This window comes from Amycolatopsis sp. NPDC021455 (genome assembly GCF_040640995.1).
GTDB lineage: Bacteria > Actinomycetota > Actinomycetes > Mycobacteriales > Pseudonocardiaceae > Amycolatopsis.
Genome location: NZ_JBFACT010000085.1, coordinates 13,017 through 31,396, shown reverse-complemented (window position 1 = coordinate 31,396; position 18,380 = coordinate 13,017). Strand labels below are relative to the sequence as shown.

At 71.7% G+C, this 18,380-nt stretch carries 20 protein-coding genes; 8 read left to right on the top strand and 12 right to left on the bottom strand.

Annotation, left to right across the window (positions count from 1 at the left end):
• Nucleotides 1–66: 66 nt before the first annotated feature.
• From AB0G28_RS44125 to AB0G28_RS44105, 5 genes are read right to left on the bottom strand one after another with little or no spacing between them, the layout of a single operon-like run.
• Complete coding sequence (locus AB0G28_RS44125; RefSeq protein ID WP_361103868.1) at nt 67–474, bottom strand: ATP-binding protein; 408 nt, start codon at nt 472–474, stop codon at nt 67–69.
• A gap of 11 nt (nt 475–485) precedes the next feature.
• Nucleotides 486–842: an STAS domain-containing protein gene (locus tag AB0G28_RS44120; RefSeq protein ID WP_361103866.1), complete on the bottom strand. Its 357-nt coding sequence runs from the start codon at nt 840–842 to the stop codon at nt 486–488.
• 34 nt (nt 843–876) lie between these two features.
• Nucleotides 877–1,317 carry a response regulator gene (locus tag AB0G28_RS44115; RefSeq protein ID WP_361103864.1) on the bottom strand — a complete coding sequence of 147 codons (441 nt, stop codon included), beginning with the start codon at nt 1,315–1,317 and terminating at the stop codon, nt 877–879.
• A complete protein-coding gene (locus AB0G28_RS44110; RefSeq protein WP_361103862.1) occupies nt 1,314–2,834 on the bottom strand; it encodes an ATP-binding protein in 1,521 nt (506 codons plus the stop codon). Before AB0G28_RS44110 ends, AB0G28_RS44115 begins: the two co-directional genes overlap by 4 nt.
• Nucleotides 2,824–4,026 (bottom strand): SpoIIE family protein phosphatase, encoded by a 1,203-nt coding sequence (locus AB0G28_RS44105; RefSeq protein WP_361103860.1) that lies wholly within the window; start codon nt 4,024–4,026, stop codon nt 2,824–2,826. Before AB0G28_RS44105 ends, AB0G28_RS44110 begins: the two co-directional genes overlap by 11 nt.
• Nucleotides 4,027–4,219: 193 nt before the next feature.
• Between AB0G28_RS44105 and AB0G28_RS44100 the strand changes: the two genes are divergently transcribed.
• Nucleotides 4,220–4,588, top strand: coding sequence for a hypothetical protein (locus AB0G28_RS44100; RefSeq protein WP_361103858.1), 369 nt, complete (start codon nt 4,220–4,222; stop codon nt 4,586–4,588).
• A 4-nt stretch (nt 4,589–4,592) separates the two neighbouring features.
• Here the strand turns inward: AB0G28_RS44100 and AB0G28_RS44095 are convergent, their stop codons facing one another.
• From AB0G28_RS44095 to AB0G28_RS44085, 3 genes are all read right to left on the bottom strand, one after another.
• Nucleotides 4,593–5,201: a hypothetical protein gene (locus AB0G28_RS44095; RefSeq protein ID WP_361103856.1), complete on the bottom strand. Its 609-nt coding sequence runs from the start codon at nt 5,199–5,201 to the stop codon at nt 4,593–4,595.
• A 105-nt stretch (nt 5,202–5,306) separates the two neighbouring features.
• Nucleotides 5,307–7,799, bottom strand: coding sequence for a CHAT domain-containing protein (locus AB0G28_RS44090; RefSeq protein ID WP_361103854.1), 2,493 nt, complete (start codon nt 7,797–7,799; stop codon nt 5,307–5,309).
• A gap of 210 nt (nt 7,800–8,009) precedes the next feature.
• Nucleotides 8,010–8,168, bottom strand: a complete 159-nt coding sequence (locus AB0G28_RS44085) for a hypothetical protein (RefSeq protein WP_361103852.1) — start codon at nt 8,166–8,168, stop codon at nt 8,010–8,012.
• A 365-nt stretch (nt 8,169–8,533) separates the two neighbouring features.
• Here AB0G28_RS44085 and AB0G28_RS44080 point away from each other — a divergent pair, with 365 nt between their 5' ends.
• The 4 genes from AB0G28_RS44080 (at nt 8,534) to AB0G28_RS44065 (ending at nt 11,506) form a co-directional block, all read left to right on the top strand.
• Nucleotides 8,534–8,950, top strand: coding sequence for a hypothetical protein (locus AB0G28_RS44080; protein ID WP_361103850.1), 417 nt, complete (start codon nt 8,534–8,536; stop codon nt 8,948–8,950).
• A gap of 29 nt (nt 8,951–8,979) precedes the next feature.
• Nucleotides 8,980–9,342, top strand: coding sequence for a VOC family protein (locus tag AB0G28_RS44075; RefSeq protein WP_361103848.1), 363 nt, complete (start codon nt 8,980–8,982; stop codon nt 9,340–9,342).
• An 82-nt stretch (nt 9,343–9,424) separates the two neighbouring features.
• The gene (locus tag AB0G28_RS44070; protein ID WP_361103847.1) at nt 9,425–11,095 is read left to right on the top strand and encodes a hypothetical protein; all 1,671 of its coding nucleotides are present in this window, start codon (nt 9,425–9,427) and stop codon (nt 11,093–11,095) included.
• A gap of 15 nt (nt 11,096–11,110) precedes the next feature.
• On the top strand, nt 11,111–11,506 hold the full coding sequence (locus tag AB0G28_RS44065) for an NUDIX hydrolase (RefSeq protein WP_361103845.1): 396 nt from the start codon (nt 11,111–11,113) through the stop codon (nt 11,504–11,506).
• A gap of 188 nt (nt 11,507–11,694) precedes the next feature.
• On the opposite strand, the gene AB0G28_RS44060 is transcribed toward AB0G28_RS44065, so the two are convergent.
• From AB0G28_RS44060 to AB0G28_RS44045, 4 genes are all read right to left on the bottom strand, one after another.
• Nucleotides 11,695–13,236 carry a serine protease gene (locus tag AB0G28_RS44060; RefSeq protein WP_361103843.1) on the bottom strand — a complete coding sequence of 514 codons (1,542 nt, stop codon included), beginning with the start codon at nt 13,234–13,236 and terminating at the stop codon, nt 11,695–11,697.
• A 64-nt stretch (nt 13,237–13,300) separates the two neighbouring features.
• The gene (locus AB0G28_RS44055; protein WP_361103841.1) at nt 13,301–14,038 is read right to left on the bottom strand and encodes a dihydrofolate reductase family protein; all 738 of its coding nucleotides are present in this window, start codon (nt 14,036–14,038) and stop codon (nt 13,301–13,303) included.
• On the bottom strand, nt 14,035–14,652 hold the full coding sequence (locus AB0G28_RS44050) for a dihydropteroate synthase (RefSeq protein WP_361103839.1): 618 nt from the start codon (nt 14,650–14,652) through the stop codon (nt 14,035–14,037). The genes AB0G28_RS44055 and AB0G28_RS44050 overlap by 4 nt, the downstream gene beginning before the upstream one ends.
• Nucleotides 14,653–14,781: 129 nt before the next feature.
• On the bottom strand, nt 14,782–15,081 hold the full coding sequence (locus tag AB0G28_RS44045; RefSeq protein WP_361103837.1) for a hypothetical protein: 300 nt from the start codon (nt 15,079–15,081) through the stop codon (nt 14,782–14,784).
• A 212-nt stretch (nt 15,082–15,293) separates the two neighbouring features.
• Here AB0G28_RS44045 and AB0G28_RS44040 point away from each other — a divergent pair, with 212 nt between their 5' ends.
• Genes AB0G28_RS44040 through AB0G28_RS44030 form a run of 3 tightly spaced genes read left to right on the top strand, consistent with a single transcriptional unit; the run spans nt 15,294 to nt 18,355 of the window.
• Complete coding sequence (locus AB0G28_RS44040; protein WP_361103835.1) at nt 15,294–16,202, top strand: hypothetical protein; 909 nt, start codon at nt 15,294–15,296, stop codon at nt 16,200–16,202.
• A 33-nt stretch (nt 16,203–16,235) separates the two neighbouring features.
• Nucleotides 16,236–17,417 carry a histidinol-phosphate transaminase gene (locus tag AB0G28_RS44035; protein ID WP_361103833.1) on the top strand — a complete coding sequence of 394 codons (1,182 nt, stop codon included), beginning with the start codon at nt 16,236–16,238 and terminating at the stop codon, nt 17,415–17,417.
• Nucleotides 17,418–17,428: 11 nt separating this feature from the next.
• Nucleotides 17,429–18,355: a phosphotransferase gene (locus AB0G28_RS44030; RefSeq protein WP_361103831.1), complete on the top strand. Its 927-nt coding sequence runs from the start codon at nt 17,429–17,431 to the stop codon at nt 18,353–18,355.
• Nucleotides 18,356–18,380: the final 25 nt, after the last annotated feature.

Below are 18,380 nucleotides of genomic sequence, written 5' to 3'. Positions count from 1 at the left end.
GGTAAGTCCGTGAAGGCCTCCATACCGGCCCTTATGGCCGGTAAGGAGGCCTTCACGGACTTCGGGTCAGGGGCGGACCGGTGCGAGGTCCCAGGCCAGGGTGACCACGGTTCCGTCCTCGCCGGCGGAGATGTCGGCCCGGTCCGCGCTCGCCCTCAGCAGCAGCAATCCGCGGCCCCGCAGGGAAACCGGACGGGGGTCCGCCACCGGGGTCCGCCACCGGCCGTGGTCGGTGATGACCACCTCGATCCGGTCCGGATGCACCGCGGCGTCGAGGTCGACGACTCCCGCACCCGCGCCGTCGTAGGCGTGGTCGGCCACGTTCGCCAGCGCTTCGTAGCTGGCCAGCACGATGTCGCCCGCCCGGTCCGGCTCGACCCCCGCCGCCAGGACCCACGCCAGCAGGTCGTGGCGAAGCCTCCGCAGGGCCTGCGGGACCGCTTGCACGCCGTGGCACTGGAACGGTTCCGGCATCCGCGCCCGCCTCACCGAAGTGCTTCGTCGATCGTCGGGTGGAGGCCGATCCACGTGTCGAGCCCGGTGGTCTTCAGCGGTCCCGACGTCACCGCGGAGTCGCTCACCACCCGCAGCGCGCGCTCGGCCAGCCTGCGGTGCGCCGCCGCGAGCACCTGCAGGCCCGCCGAGCAGAAGAACGTCACCTCACGCAGGTCGACCACCAGCGTCTCCGGTTCCCTGGCCAGCACCGCGTCGACGACGTCGGCGAACTCCGGTGCGCTCAGCAGGTCGATCTCCCCCGCCACGCCCAGCACCGCGGCCCGTCCGCGCCAGTCGAGCGTGACCGCCAGCTCGGTGGCGGGGAGGTCCCGTGATGAAGAGGTCACGACCCCCCATCGTGCCCGACTCCCCGCCAAACGGCTACCGGTGCGGCAGCTGCACCACGGTGACCCAGAAGTCGTCGATCTTCCGGACCACCTCGATGAACTTCTCGAAGTCGACCGGCTTGGTGACGTAGGCGTTGGCGTGCAGTTCGTAGCTGCGCAGGATGTCCTCCTCCGCTTCGGACGTCGTCAGCACGACCACCGGGATCGTGCGCAGCCCGGGATCCTCCTTGATCTCGCCGAGCAGCTCCCGGCCGTCCTTGCGGGGCAGGTTGAGGTCGAGCAGGATCAGCCCGGGCCGCGGCGCCTCCCCGAAGCCGCCCTCGCGGTTGAGGAACTCGAGTGCCTCGACGCCGTCGCTCACGACGTGCAGCGCGTTGCGGATCTTGTGGTGCTCGAACGCTTCCCGGGTCATCAGCACGTCGCCGGGGTCGTCCTCGACGAGCAGGATGTCGATCGGGGCAGGCGCCTGGATCATGCGTCCCCCTGGTCTTCGCGGGCCGGCAGGGTGAAGCGGAACGTCGTGTCCGGAGCCTCGGTGTCGAGCCAGATCCGGCCGCCGTGGTGCTCGACGATCCGGCGGCACAGGGCCAGGCCGATGCCGGTGCCCGGGTAGGCCGCGCGCGTGTGCAGCCGCTGGAACAGGGCGAACACCCGTTCCGCGTACTCCGCGTCGATGCCGATCCCGTTGTCGGTGACGGAAAACACCCAGTCGTCGCCCTCGCGCTCGGCGGTGACCCGCACCTCCGGCGGCGTCTCGCCCTTGAACTTCAGCGCGTTGCCGATCAGGTTCTGGAACACCGCCGTCATCAGGGCCGGCTCGACGCGCACCTCGGGCAGGTCGCCGCGGCTGACCTTGCCGCCGCTCAGCGACAGCGCGACGTCCAGGTTCGCGAGCGCGTCGTCGACCAGCACGCCCGTGTCGACCAGCACGCGCTCGCCCGGCCGCCGGCCGACCCGGGAGAACGCCAGCAGGTCGTTGATCAGCACCTGCATCCGCTTCGCGCCGTCGACGGCGTACTCGATGTACTGCTCGCCGCGCTCGTCGAGCAGGCCCTGGTAACGCCGCTGGAGCAGCTGGCAGAAGCTGGCCACCTTCCGCAGCGGTTCCTGCAGGTCGTGCGAAGCGACGTAGGCGAACTGCTCCAGGTCGGCGTTGGACCGCTCCAGCTCGCGCGTCCGCCGGTCCAGCAGCGCGTGCGCCCGCTCGAGTTCGGCGACCTCGTCGAGGATGCGCTGCCGCATCGCCTCGACGTCGGCGCCGAGCTGGGCGATCTCCCGCGGCCCGCTCCCGTGCACCGGGCGGTGGACGTCGGACTCGGCGACCTGGCGGACCTCCCCGGCCAGCCGCAGGATCGGCCGGGTGATCACCTGCCGCAGGCCGAAGAACAGCACCGCGAACAGCAGCAGGACCAGCACGGCGACGGCCACCAGCATCGCGTTCAGGAAGCGCGCCGCGGAGTCCAGTTCGGCGCGGCCCGCGTCGCGGATCGAAGCGAGGTGGTCGAGCTGCGCGTCGAGTGCCCGGCGCACCTCGACGAACAGCGTCCGGCCGCGCTCGACCTGGGCCGCGGTGACCGGCGGCGCGGCGGGGGCGATGGTCGGCGCGGCCGCGGCCTGCCAGGCTTCGGCCGCACGCAGCACGCCCGCCAGGTCGTCGCCGATCCGGGTGCCCGGGACCGCGCCGAGCTGCCGCAGCTGGGTGACCGCTTCGCCCTGCGCGCGGACGCCGTCGGTGTAGGGAACGAGGAACTCCGGCTGCCGGCCGAGCTGGTAGCCGCGGACACCGCTTTCCTGGTTCAGCAGCGCGGTGGACAGCTGGATCGCGGCCAGGCGCTGCGGCCCGATCACGTCCAGCAGCCGGTTGCGGGCGTCGGCGAGGTTGTTCAGCGCGATCCCGCTGCCGATCAGCGCGGCGAGCAGCAGGACGGCTTCGGTGACGGCGAGCAGGGCGAGCCAGCGGCCGATCGGCCAGCGGCGGGCGTCAACGCTCATCGGCGTTGTCTCCAGGATCGTGGCTGAGCAGGGCGAGGGCGACGTCGTCGTCGAGCGGGCCGGAGTTGAGCCGTTCGGCGCGGGCGATCAGCTCGTCGAGCAGGTCCCGGCCGTGCAGCCCGGTCTCCCGCTCGATGTCGAGCACCAGCGCGGCCATCCGCTCGTGGCCCAGCCGCTCGGACCCGGCGCCGACGCGGCCCTCGAACACGCCGTCGGTGTACAGCAGCAACGACCACCCGGGCTCCAGCGGCACTTCGACGGCGTCCCACTTGGCGCCGTCGACGATGCCGAGCGGGACGCCGAGGCGTTCACCGGTCAGCAGGTGCCCGTCGCCGGGGGTGAGCAGCAGCGGCGGGAGGTGCCCGGCCAGCGACAGGCGCAGGGATCTTCGGTCCGGCGCGACGACGACCATGCAGACAGTGGCGAACAGCGGCTCGATCCGCTCGTGCACCAGCACCCGCTCGACCATGCTCAGCACGTCGGCCATCGGCAGGCCGGCCATCACCAGCGAGCGCCACGCGATGCGCAGCGCGACGCCGAGCGCGGCCTCGTCGGGCCCGTGGCCGCAGACGTCGCCGATCATCATGTGCACGGTGCCGTCGGCGAGCTCGATGGCGTCGTAGAAGTCGCCGCCCAGCAGGGAGCCGTTGCGGCCGGGCCGGTAGCGGGAGGCCAGGTCGAGGTGCGGGTCGCGCAGCAGCGGGCTGGGCAGCAGGCCGCGTTCGAGCCGCGCGTTCTCCCGGGCGAGCAGCTGCTGCTGCAGGAACTGCTGCTCGACCTGCTCGGCGCGCTTGCGTTCGCGGGCGAAGCGCAGCGCTTTCACCAGCAGCGGCCCGTCCACCTGGTCCTTGACGAGGTAGTCCTGCGCGCCGGCGGCGACCGCGGCGACGCCGGTGGCCTGGTCGTGCTGGCCGGTCAGGACGACCACCGCGACGCCGGGCGCGTGCTGGCCGAGCTTGGTCAGGCCGGACAGCCCCATGGCGTCGGGCAGCTGCAGGTCGAGCACGACGCAGTCGGCCGTGAGCGGGCCGCTGAGCGCGGCGGAGAGGGTCTCGACGCGTTCGAGCGAATATTCGACGGAGGTGTCCGCCAGCATCTCCTCGACCAGCAGCGCGTCGCCGTCGTCGTCCTCGATCAGCAGCACCCGCAGGCGGGTGCCGGGATCCCACGATAGGTCGTGCGCGGCGGTCACCGGCTTCTCCCGTTCGGCTGCTCGCGAGCCAGATCCAGACGATCACCCTAGCGGCACCGGCGGCGCCCGCCTACGGTCGCGGAACCGGTCCCACTGAGGTAGCGCTTTATAGCACTCCGGTGTGACACCGGGCGCGTAACGGTTCGGCTCACGGCCGTCTCGGAACCGGGCGATCCCGGCATACGCTCCGGCCATGTCCGCGACCCCGGCACCGCGCGCCGCCCTCGCCTGGTGGGGCGCGACGGCGTGCTGGTTCCTCGGGACGCTCTCCGGCCGGCTGGCCGGCAGCCACACCGCGGTCACCGGAGCCGTCCCGCTGCCGGTCGCGGTGCTCGTCTTCGCGGTCTGCGCCGGGCTCTTCGCGGTGCTGGTCTACGGCGTCCACCGCGGGGTGAGAGGCACGCGGGTCGCGCTGGGGATCGCCGGCGGGCTCGGCATCGTGGACCTGGTCGTGCAGCTGGTCGGGGACGCCGTCACGGGCAACGCGGTGCACGCCGCGTTCTTCCTGGCCGCGCTGGCGCTTTCGGGTGCCGGGTTCGTGCTGCTGTTCCGGCGTCCCTGAACGGTCAGCGGTTGCGGCCGCCGTGGTGCTGCTGCCAGGAGCTGATGACCGAGCTGACGTAGTCGCGCCACTGGTCCTCCGGCGGCGTCGACGGCGGGGCGGTCGTCGTCGCGGTGTCGGCGCGCGCGGGTTTGCGTCCCGCCGCGGCCGGCGCGCGCGTGGTCTCGACCGGGGAGTCCTGCACCTTCGCGGTGAGCGGGGGCGGCGCAGCGGAGGCGCTCATCGTCTCCACCGCTTCGCTCGACGCCGGCGGCGGAGCCGGGACGGACGCCCCCGGCGGCGGGACGGCGGTCCCGCCCACCTGCTGCGGCTGGACCAGCACGACGGCGGCCAGCCCGAGCGCGACGGCCGCACCCGCGGCGAGGACGTACGGCTTGGTGCGGCGGGACCCGTCGGCGGGCGGGCTCTGCTGGGGACGTTCTTCGGCCGCCTCGGGCTCTTCGGCGGCCAGTTCGGCGTCGAGCACGGCCAGGGGGTCGAGGGCGGGAACGGGCTCGGGTTCCTCGGCGAGCTTCGCGTCGAGTTCACCGCGGATCACCAGCGGCCTCGTCTGCGAGAGGTCCACCAGTTCGGCGACCGAAGGGAGTTCTCCCTCACCGCCCGTGCGTGCCATCGAACGACCTCCACCCTGTCGGCGTCGTGCGGGGTCACCCTACTGGGCGACGATGGCGGTCCACATCGCGATGGCGTTGTCCGCGGCCTGGCACCGGCGTACGGCTCAGCCCGCGCCGAGGCAGACGAACGGACGCCGGAACGGGTCCACGGCGATCGCGTCGGCCAGCGCCAGCGCCGGGCTCTCGCGGACGGCCAGCGCGCGGTAGTAGTCGTCCATCGCGGCCGCCGAGGCGAGGTCGCCGACGCGGGACAGGGGCGCGATCACCGTCCGGGAGCCGCTCGCCAGCAGGGCGCTGGCGAACCCCAGCGCTTCGTCGCCCGGGCGGATCCGGTTCAGCGCCAGCTCGCAGGCGGCGAACACCACCTGCCGCGGCGGTTGCCGCAGCCCGGCCATCTCGTGGCCGAACAGGGCGCCGTCGGCCAGCTCGAGCCGGGAGAACAACGCGTTCTCCGGCTCGTGTGCGCCGTGCGCCGCGAAGTGCGCGAGCTTCGCGCCGTCCAGCGCGCGCAGCACGGACTTCACCGTGGCCTTGGCGCCGGTCATCGTCGTCGCGGTGCGGTAGTGCGTGGTCAGCTTTTCGAGCTCACCGCGCGCGCCGGCCAGCCCCGGCCCGCGGACGAGCACGATCTTGCGGGCCCGCGGCGACTTCGTGAGCTCGGCGGCGAGCCACGCGGTCGCCGACGGCGCGACCACGGTCGGCCGTCCCCGCAGGCCCGGCAGCACGCCCCACGGCACGGCGTAGAGCGGCCCGGTCGGGACGATCACCAGCTCGCGGTCGCCGAACAGCTCGGCCAGCGGCCGGATCAGCTGCGCGTCGAGCTTGTCCGCCTGCTTGCGCGCCGAAGCCATGACGACCTCGGCCAGCCGCTCGGGCAGGTTGTCGGGCGCGAGCGCGTCGAGGTCGACGTTCAGCACGCGCGCCGACTCGGCGGCGGCTTCGGCGGACCCGAGCCGCACGAGCCGGCACTCGCCCCCGGCGACGACGACGGCGACGAGGTCGTCCCCGGAAGCGGCGAAGCTGACCATGGCCCGCTCACCGAGCCGCGAGACGACCTCGTGGAGACCGGCCAGCGGCCGCGGCCGCCCCCAGCGTCCGGTGTGCCAGCCGAGCCGCTGCGCTTCCCGGAGCCGTTCGTTGTACTTCGCCCGCAGACCGGCGATCGGGTGCCCGTCGTGCTGGGCTTCCTGGATCGCCTGGCCGAGCCCCCGCACCTCGGCGACGCGCGCGGCGAGCTCCGGATCGGTCCCGGCGGACAGCGGCTCGTAGCGGTAGGTCTGGGCACGGGTCCGTTCGAGCCAGACGAACAGGCGCCGCGCGTCGTTGCGTTCGAGCACGAGCTTCACGGCGAGATCGGCGAGCTCCTGACCGTGCAGAGCGGTCCCGGACACGAGGTCGAGCCCACCCATCCGATCACGGACGGCGTCCAGCTCGGTGAGCCCGGACCGGATCTCGGTGAGCGCCTTGACCCGGTTCCCCTGGGCGACGGCGAGCTCGGCCCGGCAGAGCCGGCGGAGCATCCGGTAGTCGATGGGCGTCAGCTGCCCGGGACGGGGAACCTGCCGGAGGGTTTCGACGGCACGTTTGAGGTTCCCGCGCCGGATGTCCAGCCGGACGGCGAGCATCCGTGCGGTGGCGGCCTGCTCGGCCAGCCGGGGGAGCTTCATCTTTTCCGCGGTCCGCAAGGCTCGCACCGCCAGAGCCGAGGGCGACACCCCGCTCGACACCGCATCGCGCACATCGGCTTGCAAGCCGAGGACGGTCGCGTTGGCGACGCAGGTCTGGCACCCGACCCGCATCAGGAGCCGGCGGGCGGAGGCGGCGGTTTGCCGGGCGAATTCGATGTCGTCGCTCAGCAAGGCGGCCGAGGCACGCAGCAGCTCCGCGACGCCCAGATGGCCCACGATGCCGCGGTCCGCGGTCAACCGGGCGATCAGGTCGTCCAGGTGGCTGCCCGCTTCGTCGGCCAGCCCGGCGGCCAGCAGGGCCTTCGCCTGCTCCATCGGCAGCAGGACCGGCGTCTCGATGTCCAGCGCGCGGTAGGTCCGCTCGCTTTCCTCGAACAGCCGCAATGCTTCCGGCACGTCGCCGGTCCGCAGCGCCAGCGTTCCGAGGACGCGCCGGACGTCGGCGGCTTTTTCCCGTAATTCGTATTTCTCCGCCAGCTCCAGCGCCCGGCTCAAGTCCGCGCGGGCCTCGTTGACGTTGCCGAGCTTGGTGTGCACCTCGCCACGCGAGGACAGGGTCACCACGAAATTGCGCATCTGCGGCGCCGGATCGTCCCCCTGGGCAAGCAGGTATTCCTTGTCTTCCAGGGAGGCGTCGAAGGAGGCGAGGCTGTCCTCGTGGCGCCCGGCCGTCATGAGCCGCATGGCGTAGTTGTGGTTCAAGGCGCTGTTCAGCTGGGCCCGCAGCACCTCCTCGGCGACGGCGTCGACGAGGAGCCGCACGTCGTCCAGGCCGGCCAGACCGGCGGCGGTGTCCCCCGTGATCTCCGAGGACATCCCGGCCAGGGTGCTGGCCACCTTGATCCGGGTGACCAGCCAGTCGGTGCGGTGCTCGTCGGCGACCGGGTGGATGGAGTCCAGCAGGCTCATGCCCCGCCGCAGATGCTTGACTCCCTGGTGGAAACGCCCGAGACACGACGCGTCAACGGCGGCTTGCTGAAGCGCGCGGACCGACTCGATGACTGTTGAGGGGTCCGTGTTCGTCACAGGCACTCTCTAATGACAGCACAGCCCTTGCCAAAAGGAAGCCCGCCTACCGGTCGAAGATCAGCAGGCGGGCGATGCGGAGCCCGGGTGCGGTCAGGGCTTGACGACCTGGTAGCAGCCGGCCGCGCAGTCGGTGTGGACCGGGTGGTCGTGGACCTTGCCGTCCTGGTCGGTCCACTCGACCACCGGCTGGGCCGGCTCCTCGACCGGCTCCGGGGTCTCTTCGGGCTTGGTGTCCGTGGGCGTCGACATGGTCGATCTCCTCTCCCCTGGGGATCTGCATGGGGACGCTGGCCGTGACGGTGAGTCCCCCTCGCGGGGCCCTCTCCCCGCGAACGGCCCAATGGTTTCACAACGGAGCAATGATCGGGAGAGTTTTTGCTACGGAAAGTCAGGCCAACCCCGGTGAGCAGGCTCGATGTCCCGATGGGAACGTCCTAACGAGTGAAGTCTGTAACGACGTCCACTCCGGACGTGCATCCCGCCAGGTGAGGGACAGCCCCGGAGCGATGTGGCACTTCGAGCACGGAACGTGACCAAAGGCATGTGGATAGTCCTTTGTGGACACTCAGTCGCCGGTCGGTAACGCTCGGACGTCCGGCCTGGATGTTCCCGGCATGGGGGCAGCTGAAGCCGAGGCCGGAGAAACCACCCGGCCCGGCCGCGGCCTGGCGGTCGCGTCGCTCGCGGTCGGCGCGTCCGGCTGCACGCTGGCGGTCGCGACCTGGGCGGCCTGGCTGCTCGTCCGGCCGCAGTTGGTGGCGGCGTGGGCGTACTCCTGGGTCGCGCAGGCGTTCGTGCTGGTTCTCGGCGCGCTGTGGTTCGGGCTGTTGCCGATCAGCGTGCTGGCGCTGATCTTCGGCCTCTGCGCCGACACGCGGCCACGGCCGGATTTCGGCCGGATCGGCATGACGCTGGCCGTCGTCACCGCCGTGCTCGCGCTGGCGGGTGCCGCGGTGTTCGCGACGACGTCGTGGCGGCGCGTCGGCCCGCCGGTCGCCTACTTCGACACGCAGACCGGAACATCCCGGTAGGGATCCGCGCGGGCGGGTACTACCCGATCATGAAGCTGACCTCCACCGTGCTCGGCACGCCGGAACCCCGCGCGCTCGCCGAGTTCTACTCGAAACTGCTCGGCTGGCCGATCCGCACCGACGAACCGGAGTGGGTGACGCTGCGCCCGGACGACGGCGGCGCGGGCCTGTCGTTCCAGCTGGAGACCGGGCACGTCCCGCCGGTGTGGCCGCCGGCCGACGGGGCGCAGCAGATGCAGCTGCACCTCGACATCGAGGTCGACGACCTCGAGGAGGCGACGGCGAGGGCGACCGCCGCGGGCGCCGTCGTCGCGGGTTTCCAGCCGCAGGACGACGTCCGCGTGTGCTTCGACCCGGCCGGGCATCCGTTCTGCCTCTGGACGCGCGAGTGAGGTGACGCCCCGCGTTCGAACGGTCACAGGATCCGCTATCTTCGCCTGAGGTCCCTGTTCCCGGCGAACGGAGTTGAGTCCTGTGGGGGTGCACCGGATCTGGCACCACGGACTGGTCCCCACCGAGGGGAAACGCCCCCTGGACGCCTTGCGCAGCAGGCTGATCACCCGCCAGCGGCAGCACGACGACTACACGGTGACCGACCTCGGCTCCTCCGACGACGGCGGATCGCGCCGCTGCGACCTGAAGTTCGCCTACGAAGGCGGCGAGGGCCGCTACTCCGTTCAGGTATTGCTTTCGCTGTGCTACCACGCCGGCGAGGACCGGGTGGCGTGGCTGCTGGCCGCGGCGTGCACGCGGCCGTGGCGCAGCTGCCACGAAGCGCCCGCGCAGCGGATCGGCCTGGAGGAGCTGGGCGCCAGCGGCAGCGACGAAATCCCCATCGAAACGCCGGTGCTGGCGATGCGGGGCTGGTCGCGCAAGGAATGCGACCACCTCGCCGACCTGCTGGGCGAGGCGCTGGTGGCGCCGTGGCGGACGTCGGCGGTGCTGGTGCTCACCGAGCCGCCGACGGTGCCGGTGGAGGGCTGGCCCGGCCTGGTCAACGTGTTCGACGTCGACGACCGCTTCCGCCGCACCCTCAACCGGCACCTGCCCCTCGGTTGCGCGGTGCCGCTGGGCGCGCGGCTGTACGCGCCGCCGTGTGACCAGCTCCCGGATTTCGTCGAGACCGCCAGCCCGGTGCCCGGCGAGGCGCTCGAAAGTGCGATCACGAAGTTCATCCAGGCACGCGGCCGGACGCCCCTGCCGCCCGAGTGGGCGGAGGTGCCGAGCGTGCGGGCCTGGTACGAGGCCGATCCGTTCGCTTCGCCGGAGCGCGAGCCCGACGCCGAGCTGACCGAGAAGCTCAACCGCGCCGAGCGCGAACTCGCCGAGGCCCGGGGCGTGATCACGATCCTGCGGAAGAAGGCGAAGGCCCACGCCGAGGAGCGGGATCGGCACGCCTGCGAGGTGAAGGCGCTCCGCCGTCGCCTCGAGGACGTGTGCGCCACCGATGTCGCCTGCCTGCGGAACCAGCTGGCGCGGCTGCAGGAGGAGCTGGACGACTACGCGCGCGCGTTCGAGGAGACGGAGGCCGAACGCGACGAGCTCAGACGCATCAACGGGCTGCTGGCGGGCAGGCTCGCCCGCCACCACGACGCGGACGACGAGGTCGCCGCCGCCGGGCGCCCGCCGGAGGAGTTCCCCAGCTTCGCCGAGCTGATCGGCACCGCCGCGGCGACGCTCAAGCACCTCGCGATCACGGCCGAACCGGCCCCGGCCGCGATCCTCGACCACCACCCGAAGGCGGCTGCCTGGCGCCGCAAGGCGTGGGACGCGCTCCGCACCCTCGACGCCTATGCCGGCACGCGGACGTCGTTGCTCGCCGCGGGCCAGGACCCCGGGCCCGAGCTCTCGGACGTGCTCGCGTTCGCCCGCACCGGCCAGCCGGGTTCGCTGATCAGCGCCAACATCATCGCCCTGGCCGAATCCGACACGGTGACCACGAACGAACGGCTCCGCCAGGCCCGCACGTTCCGCGTCGACCCCCGGACGAACCCGGCGGGCCGGGACTACTTCGGCGCCCACATCGCCTTGGAGCGCTTCAAATCCCCGGCGCCGCGCCTGCACTTCCTCGACGACACCGACCGCACCGGGACGGTGTACGTCGGGTACCTGGGCGCCCACCTGCCGACGTCCAAGACCAACTGAGCGAGAATCGCGCGCATGACGGAGATCGCGCACAAGCACCTGGCCTACTGCTGGATCGCCCGGGACGATCGAGTGCTGTTCCTCCGCCGGGGAGCGGACGTGTTCCTCGCCGGCCGCTGGGAACTTCCCGGCGGGACCGCCGAGCCCGGCGAACCTTTCGAAGCCACGGCGGTGCGTGAAGTGGCCGAGGAAACCGGGCTGACGGTCCGGGTGACCGGCGAGCTGGCGCGGGATTCGTGGCCGGACATCACGGGGCGCGCGATGCGGATCCACGCCTATGTGTACACAGTGGACGAAGACGGGACCGGCGAGGTCGTGCTCGATCCCGCCGAGCACGACGACTTCGCGTGGCTGACCCGGGCACAGGCTCGGGAACTGCCGCTGCCGGACCATTTCCGGCGGTTGTTGTAGGAGTTTTCCTTGCAGCAGCGCCATTCCGGGGCGCCGCGGAGGTCTTCGCGTGGTGGTCATGTCTTCGACGGTACCCGAACAAGCGTGCGAACATCATCGCTGAACCGGGTGATCTCCGCAGTGGGTACGGAGCAAGATTTCCCTTGTGCAGCAAGGTGAACCGGATTGAGCACCCCCCGTTTTCCACGCTACCGGAGACCACCGACAAAACGCGCGGACAGCGTGCAGTCCCGGTTGGCCAGGTCCAGCTTCGACCCCTTGGCCAGGCAGGCCGCGATCCGGTACACCTGCTGCCCGTAGCCACGCCCCCGCACTGAGGTCACGGTGCCGTCCGGGCCCACCTCGCAGGGGTTGTCGTCGGTGCACTGCTCGCCGGCGTCGTTGTGGGTATTGTGGATTCCCACGACCGTGGTGCCGTCGGGAGCCAGCAGCGCCGAACCGGACGTGCCGTGCCAAGGGGCGCAGTCGTCGCTCGTCGCGTAGCGGATCGAGTCGTCCTGCTGGTAGCCGCCCTCGCGCAGGTGCGTGACCACGGCCTCGGCGGTGCACGTCAAACGGCTGCTCGTGGCGGCCATGGTCAGCGCGTCACCGGCGCGCACCGGTGTGTCGGTGAGGCGGAAGATCTTCGCCCCCTCGGCCGTCAGCTGCGCGTAGGTCTTGTCCAGCCGGTAGAGCGCGATGTCGGTGCCGGTCATCGTCGCGTACAGCAGCCGGTTCGCGCGGGCGGTGGCCTGGGGGTAGCCCTGGCGGTCGGCGATCGGCACCTCGCGGTCGGCGGGCCGGTCCACCAGCGCGGTTCCGGGCGCCGGCCGCTGTCCCTGCACGCAGTGACCGTTGGTCAGCAACAGCGCGGGATCCTTCGGCCGCGAAGCGGGAGCGCGGACCACCGAGCCCACACAGCCGTACAGTTCCACCGCGCCTTCCACGTTCGGGACCGGGTCGTCGGCGGGGACGTCGGTGCCGCCGATGATGCCGTTGATCCACCCGGCGTGCCTCGTGACGTCGGTGTACAGCACCGGCTCACCGGGACCGCTGGGACCGCTGACCACACCGGCCAGCGCCCACTTGCCGCCGTCGCGGACCAGGGCCGGGCCGCCGGAGTCCATGTTGCTCGCGGCGACCCGGCCGTCGCGGCTGCCGACGCACAGCTCTCCGCTGGGCGCGGCCGACGTGCAGACCGAGATCGGCTGCACCACGGTGTCGGCTTCCCGCAGCCGGGTGGGAAAGCACGCCGGATCGGCGCTGTCGTCACAGGTCATGCCCCAGCCCAGGATGCGGACGGGCGTGTCGTCGGCCGGCGTGGTCGCGGCGATGCGCACGGGTTCGGCCCGCACGGGCGTCCGCAGGTGCAGCAACGCCAGGTCCCGGCCCCAGAAACCACCTTCGTCGCTGCTGGTCGCCAGCCGGTAGTAGTGATCGACCTCGGCGAGCGTGCCACCGGACGTCGTGTCCAGCGAGCCGATCCGGACCCGCCAGCCGCGCGGGACACCGGCTTTCGCCCCGGTCGGGTTCTTGCCCGCGCAGTGGCCGGCGGTCAGCACCCATTGCGGCGCGAGGACTTCGACCCCACAGCCGTGTTTGTCCGGCCTCGGTGGCGCGGGGAAGGCAGGCTGGAACGAGCCCATGAACGAGTAGGCCCGCGCCGACTCGGTGCCGCCCACGATGGCCTCCGCCGGCGAAGCGACGGTCAGGGCGAGCACAGCAGCGAGCAGGAGAGAACGACTTCGCATGCGCTCACGGTGCCCGGACGATGTCCGCGTTCCGCGATCATGGTGTAACAGGTGCGGTACAGCGCTAGCGCGGAGTCAGGTACCGCAGCAGGACACTGGATCCGTCGGTGAGCACCGAAGCCAGCTCCAGCTCGGCCGGATCGACGACCCCGCCTGCCGCCGCGCGGCTCGCGGCGCCCGCCACCAGGAACGGCGCCACCGTCAGCCGGAACTCGTCGACCACTCCCGCCTCGATCAACGAGCCGAACAGCCTCGGCCCGCCTTCGCAGTCGATGCGGCTCAGGCCCTCCGCCGCCAGCGTCTCGACCACGCGCTCGCCCGGCACCTCCGCGTCCCCCACGACGAACACCCGGGCGCCGTTGGCCGTCCACGCGTCACGCAACTCCGGCGTCGCCGCCGAGCAGGTGAAGACGAGTGTCGGGACCGCCGCCTTCGTGATCACCGGGGCGTCCGCGGGCAGGGAGAGGCCCGTCGTCACCACCGCCACCGGGGCGATCGGGGCCAAGCCGAACCGGCGGCGGCGATCGGCCGTGTGCTCGTCGGGGCGCATGCCCTCGAACCCCTCCGCCATCGCCGTTCCCGCGCCCACCAGGACGACGTCGGCCAGGTCGTTGCCGAGCCGGTAGACGATCCGGTCGGCCGGGGTCGACAGGCCCGCCGAACGGCCCTCGACGGTGATCGCGCCGTCCGTGCTCGACACGAAGTTCACCGCCAGCCAGCGGGGGCCGTCCGGATACCGGTACAGCTGCTCGAGGTCCTCCTCGCCGAGATCGCGCGCGGTGGGCCAAATCTGCCGGATCATTCCCATCGGACCGCCTTCGCCGGCGGGCGGGTGCCCGCGATGCTCGCCGCCATCTCCGCCACCTGACGCACCTCGCGCACGTGCGTGGTCCGGATGATCGCCACCCCCGCCGACGCCGCCAGCGCCGCGAGGGCCAGGCCGGCCGGCGTGCCGTCTCCGGCCACCTCGGCCAGCACGGGGAAGTCCCCCGGCGGCGGCACCGCCGTCCGCAGCACCCCGGCGTCCAGGACCATGCCGTCGGCGGGCAATCCCGCCGCATCGGGCAGCGAAGAGGCGACATAGCCCGTCCCGAACCGGGCCGCGACGCCGGAGAGGTCGGCTCGCGCGACGATCAGGTCGGCGCCCGCTTCGCAGCAGGCTGCGGCGACCGAAGGGTCCGCGGTGTCCACCGCGACGAACAGGCCGGGGAAAGTCTCCCGCGCCCACGCGACCAGGGGTTCGACGCCGGTTCCGGCGAAACTCACGAGGTCGGCGCCGTCGGCGACGGCGGTCCGGGCGGCAGTTGCGGCAGTCTGTGCGGCCGACGGGTCCAGGAGCACCTCGACCGCGGCCAGCACCAGCGCGCGGTCACTGCTCAACCGGCGGCCCCGGAAAACGAGGTCGGGGGTCTTCATCGCACTCTCCCTGCTGGACATCCGTGCTTCGCGATCATAAGCGAGCGCGACGCGGACCAGCGGGCGAGCGTTCTTCGCCGGCAGGTGGCGGGGCATCGTCGCCGGGCCACCCGGCCGTGACGGGACTTCTCAGGAGGCGATGGCCTCGTTGATCGCCAGCAGCTCCTGGGCGGTGCGCGTGGCGGTGAACTCGATGACGTCGTACCGGGCGAGCCGCTGGATGACGAACGGATCGGTGGCGAGCACGGCGTCGAGCTTGCCGCGCAGGCACGACCGCGTCAGGATCACCTGGTCCGCCCGGCCGTTGCCTTTTCCGGCAACCAGGAAAATTCCTTTCGTGAATTGTTTGCGCATCCAGTCCGAATGGTCCGGTAGCGCGTAGTCGACTTCCGTTTCGGGCGCTGTGTAGGTCAGCAGTGCGATGTACATGTTCGCAGAGTAGAACTCCTTCGACCACCTCGCATCCGCCTGCAGAGTGGCACCGGACACGGGTTCCGTTAATATTCCGTCAAGAAGCATGGAATTCCTTTACCAATGCTTTTTCGACATTCTCACCGGCTGCCGTACGCACGTCGTCGTACGTCACGGTGCCGCCGCCGGGCCGACGCGGTGACGCGGTCCGCCGGGCGACACTCGGCGCCATGAACGCACTCACCCGGATCCGGCACGAGAGCAGGCGAGCCGAGCGGATCGCCTACGCCGTCGGCGCGGCACTGTTCCTGAGCGGCACCGTGCACGCGATCGTGCTCGTCGCCACCGGCGGCTCGTGGCTGGGGCCGCTGTCGATGCGCAAGGCCGTCACCTTCGGCCTGTCGTTCGGGCTGACGCTCGCGTCGGTCGCCTGGGCGACGTCGTTCCTCACCATCCGCCCAGGCCTGCGCAACGTCCTGCTCGGCGCCTTCACCGCCGCGAGCGTCGTCGAGGTCGCGCTGGTCAGCATGCAGGTGTGGCGCGGAGTGCCGTCGCACTTCAACTTCGAGACGCCGTTCGACAACACCGTCTCCATGACGCTCGCCGCGGGCGGCGGGGTGATCATCCTGACCGTCATCGGCTTCACCGCCGCCGCGCTGGTGGAGCCGGGACCGGCCGCGCCGAGCCTGCGGCTGGCCATCCGCGCCGGCCTGGTCGTGCTGCTGGTCGCGCTGGCCACCGGCGCGGTGATGATCGGCCGCGGGGTCGCGGCCGCCCGCGGCGGCGACCCGCAGCTGGCCTACACCACGGCGGGCGCGCTCAAGCCGCTGCACGCCGTCGCGATGCACGCGATCCTCGTGCTCCCCGCCATCGCCTGGCTGCTGCGGTTCACCCGGTGGCCCGAAGCGCACCGGATGCGTGTCGTGGTGGCCGCCGTCGTCTCCGACGCCGTGCTGACCGCCGTGATCGGGGCCGAGTCCTTCACCGGTGTCTCACCCTTGGCCGCACCGTTGCCGGTTCTCGCCCTTTCCGTGCTGGCCACGGCAGCGCTCGCCGGCACCGGGATCTACGCGTTGTCCGGCATTGAACCGGCCGTCCGATTCGCACGTGTCCCCGATGGGAAGGCAAGGGGCCGGTAATGCGGCGGACGGAGAACACGCGTGCGGCACGGTATGACCACCAGTGGCCTTTTCCAGCAGGACAAGGCCCACAGCCCGTCGTTCTTCTCCGTGGCCAGGGCGATGGGACAGCACGCGGACGACCTCGCGGACTTCTGCATTCCCTGCAACCCGTACTTCCCGACCGACGAGATGTTCGGCGAGCTGGAACGCGGTCTCCGCACGATCCTCAAGTTCTACCCCAGCGACGCCGGCGCGATCACCGCGCAGCTGGCGAGCGTGCTGCGGCTCAACCCGTCGACGATCTCCCTCGCCAACGGCTCGACCGAGCTGATCACCTGGATCGACCAGCTGCTGGTCGGGTCCAGCGTCGCCGTGCCGATCCCGACGTTCGGCCGCTGGACCGACCAGCCGATGGAGACCGGCAAGCGCGTCGACATGTTCCTGCTCAAGGAAGCCGACGGCTTCGAGCTCCGCGTGGACGAGTACATCGACTTCATCAAGCGCCGCGGCTCCCGGGTGGCGGTGCTGTGCAACCCGAACAACCCCGACGGCGGATACCTGCCGCGCCGTGAGGTGCTCCGGTTCATGGACGCGCTGGAAGACCTCGACCTCGTGGTGATCGACGAGTCGTTCGTCGATTTCGTCGAGGTCGAGCGGAATCCGTCGGTGGCCGCCGAAGCCGTCGTGCGGCCGAACGTGATCGTGCTCAAGAGCCTCGGCAAGAACTTCGGGCTGCACGGGATCCGGTTCGGCTACCAGGTGTCCAACCCGGCGCTGACGCGCAAGCTGTCGGCCGCGCTGCCGAAGTGGAACCTGAACTCGCTCGCCGAGGCCGTGATCTTCATGCTCGCCGAGCACCGCGCGGAGTACGAGGACAGCCTGAAGAAGCTCGCGCTCGACCGGTTCATGATGAGCTCGCAGCTCGCGCAGTTCCCGGAGCTGACGGTGTACCCGTCGCAGGCGAACTTCCTGCTCGTCAAGCTGCCGGGCTCGGTCGACGGCGCCGAGCTGTGCGACCACCTGCTCGCCGAGCACCACCTGCTGGTGCGCCAGTGCGGCAACAAGATCGGCATGACCAGCCAGTTCATCCGCCTGGGCGTGCGGCCGGACACCGAGGTCGAGCGGCTGGTCGAGGGCCTGTGCGGAGTGGAGCGGCTGGGCGGCGGCCGGCACACGACGCCCGCTTTCGCGCTGGTCTCGCACGCCCGCGAACCCGAACGGTCGATCAGCTGAGCACCTGGGCGATGGCCGACTTCCAGGCGAACAGCCGGCCGTTCGCGCAACTCGACCGCTCCGGCCGCACGCGCCGCCTGCGCCGGCTCGCCGAAGCGGCCTTGACCGCCTACGACGTGCCGGTGGCCCGGCTGACGCCGCTGGGGCACGGGCTCAACACGACGTTCCGCGTCGACAGCGCGGACGGCCACCGGTACGTGCTGCGGGTGCAGCGGCCGGACGGCCCCGGTGCCGCGCAGGTGCGGTCCGAGCTGGCCTGGCTCGCCGCGCTGCGCCGCGAAACCGACCTCGTCGTCCCCCTGCCGGTGCCGACGCGCGGACGGGACCTGGTCACCGTGGTCGCCGACCCGGCGGTGCCCGAACCCCGCACCTGCGTGCTCTGCCACTGGGTCGAGGGCCGGTTCGTCGACGAGCGGCTCGGCGCGCCGCAGCTGTACGCGGTCGGCGAGTTCACCGCGCGGTTGCACCTGCACGGCGCGCGGATGAACGGCCTCGACCGCGGCCGCGTCGACGACCTGACCGACTTCGGCCGGACGCAGGTGGACGGTTTCTCCGCGGCCGTCGTCGACCGGGCGGTGGCCCAGGCCGGGGGCGACGAACGGATCCGCGAGACGGTGGCGCGCGTCCGCGCGGTGCGTGCCGGGCTGGGGTACGGCGCCGACGTCTTCGGCCTGGTGCACGGCGACCTGCAGCAGGAGAACTACCTGTTCCACCGCGGCCGCGTCCGCGTGGTCGGCTTCGACGGCTGCGGGTTCGGGCACTACGCCTACGACCTCGCCGTGGCCCACGCCGCGCTCGGGCGCCTGCCGCAGCGGGACGAACTGCGGGAAGCGCTGCTCGACGGCTACCGGTCGGTGCACCCGGCCGCGGCCACGACCGATCCGGAGGTCCTCGACGCGTTCGCCGCCCTCCGGAACCTCCAGCTGCGGCTGCGCTGACCGTTACCAGTCACCGTTACAATTG